Source organism: Bartonella sp. AP9QHHD (assembly GCF_042195625.1).
In the GTDB taxonomy this organism is placed as follows: domain Bacteria; phylum Pseudomonadota; class Alphaproteobacteria; order Rhizobiales; family Rhizobiaceae; genus Bartonella.
In genome coordinates this window covers 47452-67308 of record NZ_JBHIOP010000093.1, presented here as the reverse complement: position 1 = coordinate 67308, position 19857 = coordinate 47452, and the positions used below count along the sequence as shown (strand labels likewise).

The 19857-nt window shown below is 39.0% G+C and carries 15 protein-coding genes; 3 read left to right on the top strand and 12 right to left on the bottom strand.

Going from position 1 to position 19857, the window contains the following annotated elements; genetic code table 11:
• Nucleotides 1-728 precede the first annotated feature (728 nt).
• From ACFIK4_RS08440 to ACFIK4_RS08425, 4 genes are all read right to left on the bottom strand, one after another.
• Nucleotides 729-1592, bottom strand: a complete 864-nt coding sequence (locus ACFIK4_RS08440) for an NlpC/P60 family protein (RefSeq protein WP_375611871.1) — start codon at nucleotides 1590-1592, stop codon at nucleotides 729-731.
• Nucleotides 1593-1751: 159 nt separating this feature from the next.
• A complete protein-coding gene (locus tag ACFIK4_RS08435; protein WP_375675749.1) occupies nucleotides 1752-3119 on the bottom strand; it encodes a M17 family metallopeptidase in 1368 nt (455 codons plus the stop codon).
• A 13-nt stretch (nucleotides 3120-3132) separates the two neighbouring features.
• Nucleotides 3133-4131 (bottom strand): type I pantothenate kinase, encoded by a 999-nt coding sequence (gene coaA / locus ACFIK4_RS08430; protein WP_375627680.1) that lies wholly within the window; start codon nucleotides 4129-4131, stop codon nucleotides 3133-3135.
• A 123-nt stretch (nucleotides 4132-4254) separates the two neighbouring features.
• Nucleotides 4255-5244 (bottom strand): asparaginase, encoded by a 990-nt coding sequence (locus tag ACFIK4_RS08425; protein ID WP_375627650.1) that lies wholly within the window; start codon nucleotides 5242-5244, stop codon nucleotides 4255-4257.
• A 220-nt stretch (nucleotides 5245-5464) separates the two neighbouring features.
• On the opposite strand from ACFIK4_RS08425, the gene hslV reads away from it, so the two are divergent.
• Nucleotides 5465-6046 (top strand): ATP-dependent protease subunit HslV, encoded by a 582-nt coding sequence (gene hslV, locus ACFIK4_RS08420; protein WP_012754621.1) that lies wholly within the window; start codon nucleotides 5465-5467, stop codon nucleotides 6044-6046.
• A complete protein-coding gene (gene hslU / locus ACFIK4_RS08415) occupies nucleotides 6047-7357 on the top strand; it encodes an ATP-dependent protease ATPase subunit HslU (RefSeq protein WP_375611822.1) in 1311 nt (436 codons plus the stop codon). It abuts the gene before it with no gap.
• 19 nt (nucleotides 7358-7376) lie between these two features.
• Here the strand turns inward: hslU and ACFIK4_RS08410 are convergent, their stop codons facing one another.
• The 3 genes from ACFIK4_RS08410 to rpsO form a co-directional block, all read right to left on the bottom strand.
• A complete protein-coding gene (locus tag ACFIK4_RS08410; RefSeq protein WP_375668317.1) occupies nucleotides 7377-8372 on the bottom strand; it encodes a class I SAM-dependent methyltransferase in 996 nt (331 codons plus the stop codon).
• Nucleotides 8373-8444: 72 nt separating this feature from the next.
• Nucleotides 8445-10637, bottom strand: coding sequence for a polyribonucleotide nucleotidyltransferase (gene pnp, locus ACFIK4_RS08405; RefSeq protein ID WP_375638359.1), 2193 nt, complete (start codon nucleotides 10635-10637; stop codon nucleotides 8445-8447).
• Nucleotides 10638-10885: 248 nt separating this feature from the next.
• Entirely contained in the window at nucleotides 10886-11155 is a 270-nt protein-coding gene (rpsO, locus tag ACFIK4_RS08400; protein WP_375611819.1) for a 30S ribosomal protein S15, read from the bottom strand.
• 312 nt (nucleotides 11156-11467) lie between these two features.
• Between rpsO and ACFIK4_RS08395 the strand changes: the two genes are divergently transcribed.
• Nucleotides 11468-13096 (top strand): MFS transporter, encoded by a 1629-nt coding sequence (locus ACFIK4_RS08395; RefSeq protein WP_375675748.1) that lies wholly within the window; start codon nucleotides 11468-11470, stop codon nucleotides 13094-13096.
• A gap of 458 nt (nucleotides 13097-13554) precedes the next feature.
• Here the strand turns inward: ACFIK4_RS08395 and truB are convergent, their stop codons facing one another.
• The 5 genes from truB to nusA all read right to left on the bottom strand — a co-directional run bounded on the left by truB (nucleotide 13555) and on the right by nusA (nucleotide 19816).
• The gene (gene truB, locus ACFIK4_RS08390) at nucleotides 13555-14517 is read right to left on the bottom strand and encodes a tRNA pseudouridine(55) synthase TruB (protein WP_375675747.1); all 963 of its coding nucleotides are present in this window, start codon (nucleotides 14515-14517) and stop codon (nucleotides 13555-13557) included.
• A gap of 4 nt (nucleotides 14518-14521) precedes the next feature.
• Complete coding sequence (gene rbfA / locus ACFIK4_RS08385) at nucleotides 14522-14929, bottom strand: 30S ribosome-binding factor RbfA (protein ID WP_375613309.1); 408 nt, start codon at nucleotides 14927-14929, stop codon at nucleotides 14522-14524.
• 121 nt (nucleotides 14930-15050) lie between these two features.
• On the bottom strand, nucleotides 15051-17570 hold the full coding sequence (gene infB, locus ACFIK4_RS08380) for a translation initiation factor IF-2 (protein ID WP_375611815.1): 2520 nt from the start codon (nucleotides 17568-17570) through the stop codon (nucleotides 15051-15053).
• Entirely contained in the window at nucleotides 17567-18202 is a 636-nt protein-coding gene (locus ACFIK4_RS08375; protein WP_375611814.1) for an RNA-binding protein, read from the bottom strand. Before ACFIK4_RS08375 ends, infB begins: the two co-directional genes overlap by 4 nt.
• Nucleotides 18203-19816 (bottom strand): transcription termination factor NusA, encoded by a 1614-nt coding sequence (nusA, locus tag ACFIK4_RS08370; RefSeq protein WP_375675746.1) that lies wholly within the window; start codon nucleotides 19814-19816, stop codon nucleotides 18203-18205. It abuts the gene before it with no gap.
• Nucleotides 19817-19857: the final 41 nt, after the last annotated feature.

Genomic DNA, 19857 nt, shown 5'->3' with positions numbered 1-19857 from the left:
TGGATAAAATTATTTAAGAAAGAAATAAAATACGTGTTGAAAGAATACTCTCCAATAGCCAAGGGTTATCGCAACATTGAGAATTGGCAAAGTGTATAATGATGCCTTTGCACGCTTCATAAGCATAAAAATGGTGGTAGATAATGGATTTATACTTTTCGCGATTATTATTGAGAGATTGTCTTGGATGCACCGAGAGATATTAGGAGTATTTCTTTCATAAGATATCGATAATAGGAAAAATTTCAAAAAATGTTGCTTTTGATTAAGAGGGGCATATCCCTTACGTAATATAGAACGCCATTGTGTTGCATATTTGCGGGGTTGTTTAAAAGAGGCATCTCGCAATATTCCAAAGCCCATTTCGTGCCGGCACTCGTGAATGGTATAATGGTAGAGCTTTATAAGATAAAATCTATTGAGCGCCACTATCTTTACGCTTGTGAAGGAGTAAGCTGGTTCCAATGTTAGTTATGATAGCTCTTGGCATTTGAGAGCATTCAGAAGGGATATTTTTCTTTTCGTAATCATTTTTACTTATACATCAATTTCGCTTGTGATGAACAAGCAAGCGATTTTGATTGATTCAACATAAAAACAGATTTGAAATAAGAGAATTTTACGATATTTAGAATGCTTGATGCAGAGTGAATGATGGATAATTATCCTTATAAATCAATCTATTGCATAATAAAAACATTCAATTAATTTTTTATAGGAGGCATGTATTAAGTTTCTTGAATTGGACGGCGTTTTGCGATAGGATATTGATTTTTTTTAGCGATACGCGTAATTGCTTTTTCCAATGGCTCAATCATAACGTCCATAGAAAAACCATTTGCGTGAATAATATTTGCGTGATCGACCATAATAGCAACATGATCTTTCCAAAAAATTAAATCACCTCGTTGAAGTTTATCAGTATCTGTAAGAAGACTGCCTATAGTTTCTTGCTGCATATCGGTATCACGTAAGACTATTTGATCGGTCATCATCATAGAGAGCTGAATGAGTCCCGAACAATCAATTCCAAAACCGCTGACACCACCCCAAAGATAAGGTGTACGGATAAAGGTTTCTGCAACTGTGACATAATCTTCATATACGCGTCCAATGGGGCTGAGATGGCTCGTAATGATTGCTGTTCCATTTTCAAGAATAGAATACATTGTGTCACGGACTTCAATTTCATCAACAACACTGACTTTGCTTCCCATAGATAATGGGGATACTATTGGTCCACGTAAGTCAGCGTGTAAATATTTAAATGTGCGTGGTACTGAAACCACATGTGTTTGTTTTATGGTTGATGTACAAAGAACTTTTGTATCAATATAACCGACATAACCATCTTTGAGTGATTGTCCCCACGACAATGTTTCCCCTTGTTCAAAAATGAGAAGTTCTTCTCCCAATAAGCATTCTGTTTGTCTTTCACTTTTTTTACTATTTTCTTTAAAAAGTCCAGCGACCGCTGTATTAACACGTCTTTTTTCACCTTGAACAAAGCGTTGAGCTGTAATTTCTGTTTCAAGACGTTGATCTGCTAGATCATCTCTGAATGCATGAAGTCTTGGGTCTTTAGAGATCATCTTTTTGCTTTCCATTTTGTTACTCCTTACCTTTAAACAAACTCATGAAAACTGTATTGGTAAGGTTTTTATCCTCAAACAAAACTAAGAACACAGTGTAAGACCAATTATTCTTTAAGCTGCAAAATTGTCCATTTTTGTGGATATTTGTGTCAAAATTCATTTTTTAAAAATATTATAAAGGGCACGAATAGTTTGTGCTGATCCACCAATAGGGTATCCTGGTTTTTCTTTTGGAACCCATCCATAAAGGTCAAAATGCGCAAAATGTTCAGCTTTTTCAACAAAAGAATTAAGAAATAAAGCAGCCGTTATAGAACCAGCAAAGCTATTTCCAGTTACATTGTTAAGATCGGCAATTGGTGATGATAACATCTCTTGGTAAGGTTTCCAAAGGGGCATTTGCCAAAGAGGATCAAAGACAGCGTGAGCAGATTCAGAAATTTGTTGTGCCCATATTGAATCATTACAATAAAATGCGGGAAGATCTGGTCCTAATGCTATACGCGCTGCCCCTGTTAAAGTAGCCATACAAAGCATGAATTGTGGACTTTCTTCATCACCATAGGCGAGTGCATCGGCAAGGACAAGGCGCCCTTCAGCATCTGTATTACCTACTTCAACACTTAAACCTTTACGACTTTTAAGAATATCACCTGGTCGGTAAGCATTCGCAGAAATTGCATTTTCTACAGCTGGAATCAAAACGCGTAAACGGAAAGGCAATTTTGCATCCATGATAAGTTTAGCCAATCCCAAAACGTTTGCTCCACCCCCCATGTCTTTTTTCATAAGCAACATGTTATTGGCTGATTTAATATCGAGGCCTCCAGTATCAAAAGTTACGCCTTTGCCCACCAACGTTATTTTAGGATGATGTTCTTGCCCCCAGAGTAACTCAATCAGTCGTGGTGCAGTGCTGCCTGCTCGTCCTACAGCATGAATCATCGGAAAGTTATGGGTTAAGAGATCGTCTCCACAAATACTTTTGATATGAGCACCATAGGTTTTTCCTAGTTTTCGAGCTTCTTTTTCGAGAGTATCAGGGTTCATATCATTGGCTGGAATATTAATGAGATCACGGACGAAAAAGACAGCTTCATAAATTCGTTGGAGTTCATTAAGATCAATAGCCTCATTGACATGGATAGATAATGATTTGAAAGAAGAATTTTGACGATAGCGATTAAATTGATAGCTACCGAATGCTAATCCAAGATAGGTATTTATTTCATCAGAGGTTGTACCTTCTAAATGCCATTGACCAGCAGGAAGTTTTTGAGCAAGAACTCCTGTGATAAAAGGATCGTTACCATTGCCAATTCCAAATAAAACTTTTTTTAAATGCCCCGTTTCGTGAGGAATAAAGAGTATTTGTCCCGCTTTACCAGTAAAGTCATTAACTTTTATCCATGCTGTTGTTGACGCATCAAGTGATAAGTTGGCAAGAGTTCTTTGGTTTACCAAGATGATAGGGCAACTGTTATCGATACGTATTGAGGTAAAATGAATGTGGTGGTGCTGCATAGTTATGAGATCCTTATAGTCGTCTAAGTGCGACATATTCGACCAAATGATTTTTTCCCTTTCGTAGAATGAGATTGGACCGTGGTCGTGTTGGCAATATATTTTCCTGTAAATTTTTTAAATTAATCGTTTGCCAAAGATCCTCAGCGATTTTTGAAGCTTCTTTTTCATTGAGATGGGCATAACGATGAAAATAGGATTCAGGATTTTGAAAAGCTGTTTTACGCAAACGTTTAAAGCGCTCCAAATACCAGTGACGAATGACTTCTGTTTCAGCATCGACATAGATTGAAAAATCAAAAAAATCTGATACGAAAGGAATAGCTTTTCCATCTTTAGGAAGATCACTGACCTGTAATACATTAATACCTTCAACAATTAAAATATCAGGACGATCAATGGTAATAGTCTGATTTTCTAGAACATCATAGATCATATGTGAGTAAAGCGGGGCACGGACATTTCCGATACCTGCTTTTATAGCCGAAAGAAAGCACAGCAACTTTTTAATGTCATAGGAATCAGGAAATCCTTTGCGATTCATTCGATTTTTTTGCTGTAAGATTGCGTTAGGATAGAGAAAACCATCCGTTGTGATTAGATCAACTTTAAGGCTAGATGTCCATCTTTTCAACAGTTCTTGAAGAATGCGAGCCGTGGTTGATTTTCCTACAGCTACAGAACCAGCAATTCCAATAATAAAGGGCGTTTTTCTACTCTCTTCTTGATGGAGAAACTGCTGACGTTTGTGAAAAAGTTCCTGTACTGCTTCAACATGGCATGATAATAGACGCGATAAAGAAAGATAAATGCGTTGGACTTCTTTAAGATCAATAGGATCATCAATAGAGCGTAAACGCTTAATTTCATCAAAAGTCAAAGTAAGAGGTGTGTCTGCACGAAACTCTGACCATTCTTGTGCAGTAAAAACGCGATAGGGTGAATATCGGTCAGAAACGGATTTGATCAGATTATCTTTCTGATTAATTTTTTGTATAGTCGTATCAATCATTTGTATTGGTCGAGAATTTTTTGCAGCAGCAATTGATTTAAGAGTAGACAGATGAGCGGCTTCATTTTCAAGTAAATTTTGTTTTGCATGCTCTCTTCTTTTAAGATAGTAGATCATTTTTCATTAACTTATAGTCCAGTCATTCCAGTTTGCACGGATTTGTGCTAATGAGTGCCCTTGCGCCAAAAAAGTCCATAAAAGTAGACGCGCTTTTACGGCTGATAAATAACCAGACATGAGAGCACCAGAAGCAATCATATCGATTTCGGAGCCTTTATAGCCATAAGTTATACGAGTTGTTGAGCCATTACAACAACGACTAGCAATAATGATTGGTATTTTTTGTGCATATTGTTGTACAAGGTCTGCTTCTTGAAAACTACAGTGTCCTGCACCAAAACCAGCAATAACAACTCCAGCATAATACCCACTTTCAAGGCATAGTTTCATTAATTTTGCATCAGATGATAAAGAGGAATAGAGGAGTGCAATTTGATGATCATGGTTTTGGGGAAGATCAAACGTTTTTGGGAAAAATTTTCGATCATTGAAATAAATAAGTTTTCCCTCTAAAATAGTTCCTAAAACACCTGCAAGACCTGATTGAAATGTTTCGACTTTGACGGTATGGCTTTTATAGAGCCAATAAGGTGAATGAATTGCATCATTTATGACAACGAGAACGCCCCTGTTACGACTTTGTGTGGCTGCTGCGACACGAGTGGCTGCTAAAATGTTGGCGGGGCCATCGGCGCCTGCTTCATGAGGCATGCGCATAGCACCGGTTATGATGAGTGGTTCGGCTTCTTTCCAATAAAGAGAAAGAAAAAAAGCTGTTTCTTCCAGAGTATCAGTCCCTTGTGTTAAAACAATACCTTCTGCACCAGCGTTTATTTGTTGTTTTGCCCACTTAATTATTTCAAAAAGCATTTGAAACGATAAAGATCCACTTGGTATTTGCATCAATGTTTGTGCATGAATATCAGCAACGTTATTTAAATCAGGAACACTTTTTATGAGGTTATCTGAAGTTAAAGTCGGTTGCATGTGACCAAAACTATCAGCAGTCATTGCAATTGTTCCACCTAAGGTCCCTATGGCTATTTTTTTCATAATTTTCCTCTAAAAAGCACAAACTGTTTATATAAAGCTATTTAGCAGTAATTTACATTGACAACAATGATATCATTTTTCCATTTTCAACAAATTGAGTTATGCTGAATCATTGTGTTTTGCTGTATATGTTCTTAAATAGGACAATAGTAATTGAGTTTTACATTGTATGAAAAGAAATCAATATTAAAAAGTAAAGTTAATATTAAGGAGTTTCCTTATGACAGAACATAAGCCAGACATAATGTATGGTACAACAATTATTACGGTACGAAAAGGTGGAAAAGTCGTGATGGCCGGTGATGGTCAGGTCTCTCTTGGACAGACAATTATGAAAGGCAATGCACGTAAAGTGCGTCGTCTTGGAAAGAACGGAGTGGTTATTGCTGGTTTTGCAGGTGCTACGGCAGATGCTTTTACATTACTGGAGAGATTGGAAACAAAGCTTGAACAATATCCTGATCAGCTTATGCGTGCTTGTGTGGAACTTGCAAAAGATTGGAGAACAGATCGCTATTTGCGTCGTCTCGAAGCAATGATGCTCGTGGCTGATAAGAAAGTAACTTTGGCTCTAACAGGGCTTGGTGATGTCTTAGAGCCAGAAGATGGGGTTATGGCAATTGGCTCTGGAGGAAATTTTGCTCTTTCAGCAGCGCGTGCACTCATGGATTTGGATTTGGATGCAGAAACTATTGCTCGTAAAGCTATGGCTATTGCCGCTAAAATTTGTGTTTACACCAATGATCATTTTACGATTGAAACATTGGATGCAGAATTATCTTCTTTAGAGAAAGCTATTTAAATGTGTGTTGTATTTTCCCCTCGTGAGACTGTTTCTGAACTTGATCGTTTTATTATTGGCCAAAATGATGCCAAACGCTCTGTAGCTATTGCATTGCGCAATCGGTGGCGTAGGCAACAGCTTGATGAGCCGATGCGTGAAGAAGTTATGCCAAAAAATATTTTAATGATAGGGCCAACAGGAGTTGGTAAAACTGGTATTGCACGTCGATTAGCAAAACTTTCTGGAGCACCCTTCGTTAAAGTAGAAGCGACTAAATTTACTGAAGTTGGTTATGTGGGACGTGATGTTGAGCAAATTATTCGAGATCTTGTTGAAATTGCCATTTCTCTTGTGCGTGAAAAGAAACGGGATGAAATAAAAGAAAAGGCTCACGTGAATGCTGAAGAGCGCGTTTTAGACGCCCTTGTTGGTAAAACAGCAAGTCCTGCTACCCGTGATAGTTTTCGTAAAAAATTGCGTGAAGGTGAATTGGATGAGAAAGAGATTGAAATTGAAGTCGCCGATAATAATAGCAATAGTGCTTCAACCTTTGATATTCCTGGTATGCCTGGGGCACAAATGGGTATTATGAATTTATCAGATATTTTGGGCAAAATGGGCAGTCGTACAAAAGTCCGTAAGACGACAGTAAAGGATTCTTTTAAACCGCTCATTGATGATGAATCTGAAAAACTCCTTGATCAGGAGCAAATTATTCAAGAGGCGCTTCGTGTTGCTGAAAATGACGGTATTGTTTTTATCGACGAAATTGATAAAATTGCAACCAGGGATGGTGGAGCAAGTGTTGCGGTTTCGCGTGAGGGCGTTCAACGGGATCTTTTGCCTTTGGTTGAAGGAACAACAATTGCTACAAAATATGGGCAAATCAAAACAGATCATATTCTTTTTATTGCCTCAGGTGCATTTCATGTTTCCAAGCCATCTGATTTATTACCGGAACTTCAAGGACGTTTGCCCATCCGTGTGGAGCTGAACCCTTTAACAAGGGAAGATTTACGGCGCATTCTAACGGAACCAGAAGCTAGTTTGATTAAACAATATATCGCTCTTATGGCAACGGAAGAGGTTCATTTGGAAATTACCGATGATGCAATTGATGCTTTAGCAGATATTGCTGTAGATTTAAATGCAAGGATTGAAAATATAGGGGCACGTCGTTTGCAAACAGTGATGGAGCGCGTTTTGGATGAGATTTCTTTCACTGCACCTGATAAAGCTGGAACATCGTTTAAAATTGATGCTGCTTATGTGAGAAAATCTATTGGCGAGCTTGCTGCTGATATCGATCTTTCACGTTTTATTCTTTGAAAGTTATTGCTTGTTCTGTTTATCTGCGTGCTTCGATAATTTTGAAACCATGGGCTTGTTCATGTATCAACACTGTGCGGAAAATATTTTTTAATAATGTTTCATAAGGCAGGTGGCGGTTTGCAACAAAAAGCAGACTGCCGCTTGGCTTTAAGCACTTTGCAGCATTTATAATAAAATTTTTTCCTAATGAAACATCTGTTGTTTGTTGTGTGTGAAACGGTGGATTTGAAATGATTGTGTCATATAGATTTGTGACAGGTTCATGTACAAGGTCATGCCAATAAAAATGAATTGGAAAAGGAGCTGTTATGGATTTAAGGTGCTGTTTTGCTGCTCTCAAAGCATTGTAGTCTGCTTCATAAAGGTCGAGAGCGGTGAGTTTTTCACTTCTTTCAAGCGCAACGTGAGAAAGATAACCCCATCCAGCACCAAAATCAGCCGTTTTTCCAGAAATAATTTTGAGCATATAAGAAGCAAGCGCAGCAGATCCTGGATCAATACGTCCGTGTGAGAACATACCAGAAGTGGTTTGAAATTTACCAAAAGTGAGCGGTGGTGAGCGCAATTGCGCAATGTTATGTCTCTCAATTTGTTGAGGAACTTGCAACCAAAATACAAGACCATGATTTTTAGACAATTTATTGGTGATGGGAACAATTGTTTTGACCCATTTCATCATTGAAGCAGCACCAGCAGTTTTATCCCCACTAATTACAATCCATCTATTGGGTTTAACGCATTCTAATAAATCAAGAAAACAATTTTGGTTCAAACCACGATATTTGCTCAAATGTAAAAATGCACCATCATAGCTGAAAGTTTTATCTATTTGAGGAGAGCAGTGAAATTGAGTATCGACAAATTTTAAAAAATCTGGTCGCCAAGGCGTAATAACTTTTAAATTTTGTGCCCATTCTGGAGCTGGGATTTCTGTTAAACCAAAACTTAGCCAACACTGGTTTGGATCAGGATACGGGAGTTCATGATTTTCAAAAGGCAAAAATAATAACACATATGACTCTTTCAAAGAAAAATGCCACTCCAATGTTGGGATGGCATTTCATGATACGATAAGAGGAAAAACTTACTCTTCTTTCTTACGGCGGCGCTTATTTTCAGGTTGTTTTTTTTCATCCACGCACTTTTCTTCATTCATCGCTTTATCACTGGTGATTTCCTTTCCGGTTGTTTGATCAACGACCTTCATTGATAACCGAACTTTTCCACGCTCATCAAAGCCCATTAATTTAACCCAAACTTTGTCACCTTCTTTTACAATATCTGTTGTTTTGGTGACGCGTTCTGATGCAAGCTGAGAGATATGAACGAGTCCATCACGAGAACCAAAGAAGTTTATAAATGCACCAAATTCTGCAGTTTTTACAACTGTTCCTTGGTAGATAGCACCAACTTCAGGCTCATCGACAATAGAATGGATCCAACGTTTTGCTGCTTCAATGGTTTTAGCATCAGCAGAAGCAATTTTAATGGTACCATCATCTTCAATATTAATTTTTGCTCCAGTTTGTTCCACGATTTCCCGAATAACTTTACCACCAGAGCCGATAACATCACGGATTTTATCGACAGAAATATTCATAACTTCGATTCGTGGAGAAAATTCACTCAGCTCAGCACGTGCACTGGTTAAAGCTTTCGCCATCTCATTAAGGATATGGATTCGTCCACCTTTGGCTTGTTCAAGCGCGATTTTCATAATCTCTTCGGTAATACCATCAATTTTGATATCCATTTGCAAGGCAGTAATACCATTTTCTGTTCCTGCGACTTTAAAATCCATATCTCCAAGATGATCTTCATCCCCTAAAATATCAGAAAGAACAGCAAAGCGTTCTCCTTCTTTAATCAAGCCCATAGCAATACCAGCAACAGGGCGTGCTAGAGGAACACCAGCATCCATAAGAGCAAGTGAGGTTCCACAAACCGTTGCCATAGAAGAAGAGCCATTGGATTCAGTGATTTCTGAGACAGCACGAATGGTATAAGGAAAAGATTCTTTCGTTGGTAACATGGGGTGAATTGCCCGCCATGCCAATTTGCCATGTCCAATTTCACGACGACCTGGAGAACCAAGGCGTCCCGTTTCACCCACTGAAAATGGTGGAAAATTGTAATGGAGAAGGAATGTTTCCTTATACATTCCTGTCAAAGAATCAACATATTGTTCATCTTCACCAGTTCCCAATGTTGCAACGACAATCGCTTGTGTTTCTCCGCGGGTAAAGAGTGCTGATCCATGTGTGCGGGGTAAAATACTTACTTCTGATTGGATAGGGCGTACGGTAGAAAGATTGCGTCCATCAATCCGCTTTTGGGTATCAAGAATGTTTCCGCGAACAATTTTTGCTTGCAACTGTTTAAATACGGTTGCAATTTGATCTGCACTAAATTGACAGTCTTTTTCTGGTTCTGGCATAAATTTATTGAGGATTTCTGTCTTTAGTGCATCAATTGCAGCATAACGTTCTTGCTTATCAGTAATTGTGTAAGCCTTTCGTATATCCTGTTCTGCCATTTTCTGCATCGCTTTTTCAAGCTCAGAAAGATCTTCAGGAACAAAATCACGAGGATCTTTTGCAGCAACTTCAGCAAGCTTTATAATGGCATCAAGGACAGGTTGAAGGCCTTTGTGACCAAACATTACGGCCCCCAACATGATATCTTCCGGTAATTCTTGTGCTTCTGATTCAACCATCAAAACAGCACTTTCTGTTCCAGCAACAACAAGATCAAGTTTTGATTCAGGCATTTCATCGATATGAGGATTAAGAATATATTGTCCATTACAATAGCCAACGCGGGCACCGGCTATAGGCCCCATGAAAGGAACACCTGACAGGGTCAATGCCGCAGAAGATGCAATCATCGCAAGGATATCGGGATTGTTTTCGAGATCATGCTGTATAACGGAAACAATAACTTGTGTATCATTTTTATATCCCTCAACGAAAAGGGGACGAATTGGGCGATCAATCAAACGTGAAACCAAAGTTTCATTTTCACTTGGTCGACTTTCACGTTTTAAATAGCCCCCAGGTATTCGACCAACAGCATAGGATTTTTCTTGATAATTAACGGTGAGTGGAAAAAAGTCCTGGTCTGGTTTTGGGATTTTGGCCGATACAACGGTAGCTAAGACAATCGTTTCTCCATAGGTAGCAATCACTGCACCATCAGCTTGACGCGCTATTTTCCCTGTTTCAAGGGTGAGCGGACGCCCGGCCCATTCAATTTCTATCTTGTGCGTTTTGAACATTTTTTATCCTTAATGACCAGTGTTTAAATCTTTGATTGCTCACATTCTGGTTTTGCGTAGCATACTTCCAAGATCTGGGGTGGACAACATACTTTTTATCTTTGTTGCAAGAAAAGAGAAGTAAACTGCTTAAATGCGAAACGATGAGCAGTTCTATCCCATAATAACTTATCAGTTTTTAAAATTTTTAATTAAAAGCAACACGTTGAAAAAATGGGTGTTTTTTAAATATCACTTCCATTTTTCTTTTAGCGACGCAAACCTAACTTCTTTATAAGTGTCTGATAACGATTTTGGTCAACTCCTTTAAGATAATCAAGAAGACGCCGACGTTGAGATACCATCTTCAAAAGACCACGACGAGAATGATTATCTTTTTTGTGAGATTTAAAGTGGTTTGTTAAATTAGAAATACGTTCAGAAAGTACAGCAATTTGCACTTCTGGTGATCCTGTATCACCAACTTTGTTTGCGTATTCTGCGACAAGAGCTTTTTTACGTTCAGCTGTAATCGACATCGTATTATCCTTTCCAAAAACGAAGAAACATAAAGCCACCCATAGCCGAGATGTCGTTCAGCTAGGGTCTGTGAGAAAACAGGAAAAGTCGAAGACTCTTACCTAATTTCGTTCTTATATAGGAAAGAAGATTAAAATACTAGTCCTTGACAGCATTTTGAAGTCTTTCTTTAAATAAAAGCTTTTGTTTTGAAATATTGATTTAAATAGAGTTTTATGAGAAGTGTTTTAAACAATTATGCATCCTTTTGATACAAAAATTATTGTGTGTGTATGGTAAAAAAATGATAAATACCGATTTGGAGGGAAAAGATGCAGAGCATTTCAACGTTAAAACTTTTTCGTAATTCGGTATTTCGAAATTTATGGTCATCGACTCTTATTTCTAATTTAGGGGGATTGATACAGGCTGTTGGAGCAGGGTGGTTAATGGCGTTGATTAGTTCCTCGCATTCCATGGTTGGGCTTGTTCAAAGTGCGACAACATTACCACTTGTTATGTTTTCTTTGATGGCAGGGGCCTTAGCCGATAATTTTAATCGGCGTCAAATTATGTTGTGCGCGCAAATTATGATGATGGTCATATCCATGAGTTTAGCTGTTTTAGCCTATTTGGGATTTCTCACACCTTGGCTTTTGTTATGTTTTACGTTTTTGATTGGATGTGGCACAGCTTTTTATAATCCTTCTTGGCAAGCAACGATAGGAGATATTGTGAGCAGGGAAAATATTCCTGCTGCTGTTAGTTTGAATAGTGTTGGCTTTAATTTGATGCGGAGTGTTGGTCCTGCTATTGGTGGTGCCATCATTGCAACTTTAGGGGCATCGGCTGCTTTTTTGTTTAATGCTATAAGCTATATTCCTCTTATTGGTGCGTTGTTTTTCTGGAAGTTGAATTATGAAAACAACTCATTACCACGAGAAAGGCTATTAGGAGCTGTCTCAGATGGTTTGCGTTATGTTGCGATGTCACCTAATCTGCTGAGTATTATGGTTCGAGCGTTCCTTTTTGGTATAGGAGCAATTTCTATTTTAGCACTTTTGCCAATTGTTGCGCATAAAGTTCTTGGAGGAAGTGCCCTTCTTTATGGTACATTGCTCGGTTGTTTTGGGTTAGGAGCCATGACCGCAGGTATTATTAATGCAGTTGTACGGCATCATTTTCGTTCAGAAACAATTATTGCAAGTGCATTTATTGGTTTTGCCTTTTCTTGCTTTTTATTGGGAATCAGCCGTTCACTGATTATAAGCCATATTGCTTTATTTCCTGCAGGGTTATGTTGGGTTTTGGCCTTATCATTGTTTAATACATCTGTACAACTCTCTACACCACGCTGGGTTGTTGCACGTTCTTTAGCACTTTATCAAACGGCATCTTATGGGGGGATGGCTATTGGAAGTGCAATCTGGGGAGTTTTGGCTGATGGTTATTCTCCAACAATTGCTTTGAGCGTTTGTTCTCTATTCTTGATTTTTGGTGCTCTTGCAGGGGTAAAATTTAGAATTCAAGAAATTCCTCAGATAGATTTAAATCCTCTTGATCATTTTAGAGAGCCGGAATTATTACTCGACCTCAAAGCAAGAAGTGGCCCGATTATGATAATGATCGATTATAAAATTCATGAAAATGATCTTGAAGAGTTTCTCAAAGTGATGTCGCGTCGACGCCATATTCGATTACGTGATGGTGCGCGTCAGTGGGTTCTTTTACGAGATCTTGAAAGACCTGAATATTGGACAGAGGCTTATCATATGCCAACATGGGTAGATTATTTACGCCATAATCATCGTCGCACAAAAGCGGATGCAGAAGTCAATAAGCGTCTGCGTCATTTAAATTGTGCTCCTAACGGTATAAGAGTGCACCGCATGATTGAACGCCAAACAATACCTCAAGCCAATGAGATGCTTTTAAAAGTTTCCTCTGATCATCTTCCTTAGGGTTAAAACAGTTTTTGTAAATATTACATATATTAATATTATTTCGATCAATTTGTTAGCATAATCATAAAAAATTGCTATTTCAATATTTAATGAATTGATTTATAATGGTTATTTGTCATTTTTCATGTTGAGTGATAGTTCTGAAAATCTTAAGCTTTTCTCGTTTCAAATCTATTTAGAGTAAATCAGTCCATATCTTTGCTTGTACATTATAAACGAGGACTAAAGTATGAGTAAAAAACGATTGAAAAAGAAATAAAAAGCCTCTTATGAATCCTTTAAATGCAAGGATTGTTGCGACATTAAGAGGAAAAAGTGTGTGGTGGTGTTAGCTTATAGCACTGACTTAAATTTTGATATGAATACGGTAAATATAGACAATGAAAAGCACCATATTTTTCTTAATTGATAGAGAAAAATATCTTTCCGCAAAAGGTGGTTGGGAAAAGAATCGATTAAATTGTGAAAATCCGCTTTGGTTTAAATAGACCTTTGTCGAGAGTGCCAATAGCAAGAAGTTGTTCCTTATAGAGGACACAAATTTCCTCTTCATCAAGAGGTGCTTTGTGATGATTCAAGAGGATAGAATGGCCTCTTATAATTCTCTGTGCTTGAGTTTCATTAAGGATATAGTGAGGGAGGCAATCCAATGCGGCGCTTGTGTCAATTAAGAGCCCATCGAGTGTTGAGAAGTTTTTTTCAAAAGAACGATTATTCTCATCTGTAGTGTTTTTATTTGGCGGAATGGCCGCTTTTAGTTCCTCCCATGTAATGAGATCTTCTTCATCAAAAGGTGCGACGGCAATACGTCTTAAATCAGCAATATGCCCATAGCAACCGAGATCACGTCCCATATCGCGTGCTAAAGAGCGCACATAAGTTCCTTTTCCGCAGGTTATTTCAAAGACAGAATGCTCTTTGGTAGGCATTTCTAATAACTTGAAAGTTTCTATTTCCACTTCACGGGGCGGAATTTCAACAACTTCCCCTTCACGCGCTAAATCATAGGCACGATTTCCAGCAATTTTGATTGCTGAAAATTGTGGAGGTGTTTGCAAAATAACACCTGTATATTGAGGAAGAAGAGCAAGTATTTCTTTTTGTGTTGGACGTATGAGAGAAGTTTTCGTTATTTCTCCTTCTAAATCATCTGTTGAGCGCTCTTGCCCCCAAGCAATATGAAAACGGTAAGTTTTTTTGCCTTGCATCACGTAAGGGACGGTTTTGGTTGCTTCGCCCAATGCAATGGGAAGGAGACCAGAAGCAAGAGGATCAAGTGTACCCGCATGTCCTGCCTTTTGAGCATGGAAGAGCCATTTGATTTGTGAGACAGCTTCTGTTGATTTCATTCCTTTTGGTTTATCAAATATGACCCAGCCAGAAACAGGACGCCCTTTTTTCTTGTGTTGCCGCGCCATATCTTTAATCCTCATCTGTATCACTATGGTGAAGATCGCGTGCAACCTCAGGCGAGCGAAGGAGGGCATCAATTTTTGAAAAATTATCAAAACTATTATCAAGTCGGAAACGCAGTTCTGGCATATATTTCATTTGTCGCAACGCATGACTGATTTCTCCACGGAGAAAACGACTATGTTTATTGAGGGTATCAACAACATCGGTATGAGAAGCATTTTTAAGAGTGCTGAGAGGTGATACAAAGCAAGTAGCAATTTTTAAATCTGGTGACATGCGTACTTCAGAGACAGAAATAACAATATCTTTTAAGATATCATCAAGCAAAATATCACGCTGTAATATATGCGCTATTGCATGACGTACTTGCTCTGCTACTCTAAGTTGCCGTTGTGATGGCCCTGCATTTTTCATCAAAGTTTTATCCTTGCTACAAGATCTCTTTTTTGACCATTTAGATAAGGAAAAAGAGATATTGTGTATAAAACCTAATAACTTTTCTCATTTCACAACAGAGTAAAGTTATTGGATTATTTTATAATGTGCGATTAATATGTTCGATACGGAAGGTCTCAATGATGTCTCCTGCACGCATGTCTTCATAATTTTCAAAGGCTATCCCACATTCTTGACCACTTTGCACTTCATTGACTTCATCCTTAAAGCGTTTGAGTGTTTTCAGCTTTCCTTCGTGAATAACGATATTATCGCGGATAAGGCGAACACCGGCTCCTCGTTCTATTTTACCTTCTGTAACACGACATCCTGCAACTTTTCCAATTTTTGTAATGTTAAAGACTTCTAGAATTTCAGCATTACCAAGGAAAGTTTCACGCTGTTCTGGTGAGAGTAATCCAGACATAGCAGCCTTGATATCGTCAACAAGATCATAAATGATGTTGTAATAACGAATTTCAATTCCTTGTGTTTTAGCAAAATCACGTGCCTGCTTATTAGCTCGAACATTAAAGCCAATTACAGCAGAGTTAGAAGCTTCTGCAAGAGAAATATCACTTTCGGTAATTCCTCCAGCACCAGAATGTACAATACGCGCACGAACCTCGTCATTTCCGAGTTTTTCCAATGCTGAAGCGATTGCTTCAATTGATCCTTGCACATCTCCTTTTATAATAAGAGAAAATTCCTTAACACCAGTCGTTTGCAATTTTGTCATCATCTGTTCAAGAGAACCACGCGAACCAGTTTGCCGCGCAACAGCTTTATCACGTGCTAATCGTTGCCGATATTCAGAAATTTCACGTGCTTTTGCTTCATGTGTGACAACAGCAAAACGGTCTCCGGCTTGTGGTGTTCCTTGCATGCCTAAAATTTCAATTGGTGTAGAGGGAACGGCCTCTTTGACATGGCGGCCATGGTCGTCAATCAAAGCACGTACACGACCCCATTCATTTCCAGCAACGATAATATCAGAAGGGTGTAATGTACCTTTTTGAACAAGAACTGTTGCAACAGACCCACGTCCGCGATCCAATTTGGCTTCAATGATAACGCCCTCTGCAGTTCGTTGAGGATCTGCTTTCAGATCAAGCATTTCAGCTTGAAGAAGGATAGCTTCGAGAAGTTTATCAAGATTTTGACCAGTTTTAGCAGAAACTTCAACGTCCAAAGTTTCTCCACCCATAGTTTCAACAAACACTTCATGTTGTAGAAGTTCTGTACGCACTTTTTGTGCATTCGCAGCTGGTTTATCAATTTTGTTGATAGCAACAATGATAGGTACACCAGCAGCTTTCGCATGATTGATTGATTCAATCGTTTGAGGCATAACACTATCATCAGCGGCTACAACGAGAACAGCAATATCAGTAACACGAGCTCCGCGTGCACGCATAGCGGTAAATGCAGCATGACCTGGTGTATCAATAAAGGTAATTTTTTGACCATTTTGTTCTACTTGATAGGCACCAATATGCTGCGTAATACCTCCTGCTTCGCCAGAAACAACATTTGCTTTACGAATAGCATCCAAAAGCGAAGTTTTTCCGTGGTCAACATGGCCCATAATGGTTACAACAGGGGCGCGCTGCTGCATGTTTTGAGGATTATCTGTTATATTAAAGATACCTTCTTCTACGTCAGATTCTAAAACACGTTTAACAGTATGGCCAAATTCAACAGCGATGAGTTCGGCAACATCTGCATCAATAACATCGCCAGGTTTCATCATTTGTCCTTGTTTCATCAAGAATTTAATCACATCAACAGAACGCTCAGTCATACGTTGTGCGAGCTCTTGAATAGTAATCGTTTCAGGAAGAACAACTTCGCGAGAAATTTTTTCTCTTGGTTCTTGATTTTGTGCACGCTTAAACTTTTCCTGTCTACGCCGCATTGCAGCCATTGAGCGCCCACGTGCGCTTCCTTCTTCATCCAGTGCACTATTCAGAGTTAACTTTCCGCGTCTCCGCTCATCAGCTCCTTTGACAACTTTGGGTACACGTATTTCTGATTTAGCAGGATTAGCACGTCGACTATGCCGTTCTTCCTCTTTATTGTCATCTATTTTGCGTTTTTCAACCACGGTTGTCTGTTTAGGGGCAATAGGAATATCTGTCTGTTCAATGAGAGGGGGAACAGGTGGAGTCTGTACTGGCGATATTTCTTCTTCTTGTTGGAGATGTATTTCTTTTTCTTTAATTTCTTGCTGTAAAATTTCTTCACGCTCTTTAGCGCGTCTTGCTTCTTCTTCGGCTTGTTCTCGCGTTATTTTTTCTTGGATATGTGCTTCTTCTAACGCGCGAAGTCTCGCTTCCATTTCAGTTGATGAAAGATTGCTTTTGGTCACAGATTCTTGAGGCTTTTTTCCCTCAAAACGCGGTTTAGAACGCTGGGGGGCCACATGCGGCTTTGTAATGGGCTGTAGGGTTTCAGCTTTTTCATCAGGTCGCGTAATTTTACGCCGTTTGGTTTCGACAACGACAGCCTTCGTACGGCCATGACTAAAATTTTGTTTAACCGTACTCGTTTCCAAGACAGACCTCTTGAGAGTTAGTGTCTTCTTGACGGTTGTTTTGTCGTTGTTATTTTCACTCATTGTACTTCCTTCACGGCTTGGGCCGTCATCTCACTAGACTTACTATGCTTGTCGTCACGATAGCTGATCAATTTACATGTTGTTTTGAGAAATCCTTCAGCAGCTTTTGTGTCCAGTAAGGCCGCGTGCATTACAGGATTAGAGCCAAAAGCCACTCGCATTTCATCACTTGTAAATAAAGATATGGTTTTTATAGTCCGATTTGTTTGTTGTTGTATTGAATGGATGGCCTGAGCAATTTTTCGTTTCCCATCTTCTGTTGTTTCTTTAGCATGAAGTACAAGAATAACTTTACCAGAGCGGATAGCAGCGTCAACCTTTGTTGCTCCCATAACAATTGCTCCCGCTTTTCGTGCCATGGAAAGGCTTGAAAGAGCGGCTTTTAGTAAAAGCGTATCAACAACATGCACAAGATTTGGTGCAACCTCAACATCTGTTTTAAAATTTCTATGAAAAGCTTTCTGTTTGATTGCTTTCTCAATAACAGCGTGATGGGCAGAAATCCAAACGCCACGCCCTGGTAAATTCGCTTTAAGATCAGGAACAATTTGGTTGTTTGGTCCAATAACAAAACGGATCAGCGTTTGTGCTGAAGCATTTTTTCGGGTCACAATGCAAGTCCGTTCATTCATTTAAAGTGTATCCACATCCAAATCATCTGTTTTTTCATCTTCTACAGGATTTTCTGTAACAAGATCAGCTTGGTCTATCCAGCCTGCTTGTACACGTGCGGCTAAAACCATAGCTTCTGCATCTGCGCGTGTAATGTCAAAAGGGGTTAAAATACCAGAAAAATTCTGTGTTTGACCTTCTTTACGTTCTCTCCAACCAGCTAAATCATCAACGGCATAGCCAGCAAAGTCTTCTATTGTTTTTACACCATCCTCACCTACAGCAACCAACATAGCACTTGTCATTCCAGGAAGTGTTCGCAATTCGTCAGAAACTCCGAGCTTTTTGCGTTTTTCATCGAGTTCTTTTTCTTGATGATCAAGATATTCGCGGGCACGACTTTGGATTTCAGCGGCGGTATCATGGTCAAAACCATCAATAGAAGCGATTTCTTCAAGATCAATATAGGCGATTTCTTCAATAGAAGAAAAACCCTCTGATGCCATAACCTGTCCGATCATTTCGTCAACCTCTAAGGCTTCCATAAACAATTTACTTCGTTCAGTAAATTCTTTTTGACGATTTTCAGATTCTTCCTTTTCCGTTAAAATATCAATGTTCCATCCTGTTAGTTGCGAAGCCAAGCGAACATTTTGCCCACGTCGTCCAATAGCAAGGCTAAGTTGATCATCTGGCACAATAACTTCAATCCGTTCAGCATCTTCATCAAGGATGATTTTAGAAACTTCAGCAGGTTGCAGTGCATTAACGACAAATGTTGCCGCATCAGGCGACCAAGGAATAATATCAATTTTTTCGCCTTGTAATTCAGCAACAACAGCTTGTACACGACTTCCTCGCATTCCAACACATGCTCCAACAGGATCAATGGAACCATCACGTGAAACAACGGCGATTTTAGCCCGTGAACCTGGATCACGAGCAACAGATTTGATTTCTATAATACCATCATAAATTTCTGGTACTTCCATAGTGAAAAGTTTTACCATAAATTGGGGATGTGTGCGTGAAAGGAAAATTTGCGGACCACGCGTTTCACGGTGTACATCATTGACAAAAGCACGAATGCGATCTCCATAGCGGAATGATTCACGAGGAATTAATTCATCACGGCGAACAATAGCTTCACCGCGCCCTAGATCAACGATGACGTTACCATATTCCACACGCTTAACTGTACCAGAAATAATTTCACCAACTTTATTTTTGAATTCTTCATATTGCTGATCGCGCTCTGCATCGCGTACTTTTTGTACAATAACCTGTTTAGCAGATTGTGCTGCGATACGTCCAAAATCCATAGGAGGTAAAAGATCAGCAAAAAAATCACCAATTTTTGCTTCTGCTTGACGTTTGAGAGCATCAGACAAAGTAATTTCCGTTGTATAGTCTTCAACGACATCAACGATTTTAAGCAGGCGCTGTAATTTAATTTCACCTGTTTTAGAATTGATTTCAGCACGAATATTGGTTTCTTGACCATAACGAGAACGTGCTGCTTTTTGAATAGCATCAGCCATCGCAGAAATGACAATTTCACGGTCGATTGACTTTTCACGTGCAACAGCATCTGCAATTTGCAGAATCTCAAGCCTGTTAGCGCTTGTAGCCATCAATTTTCTCCTTCTTTGTGCCACACGATGGGTATTTCCCA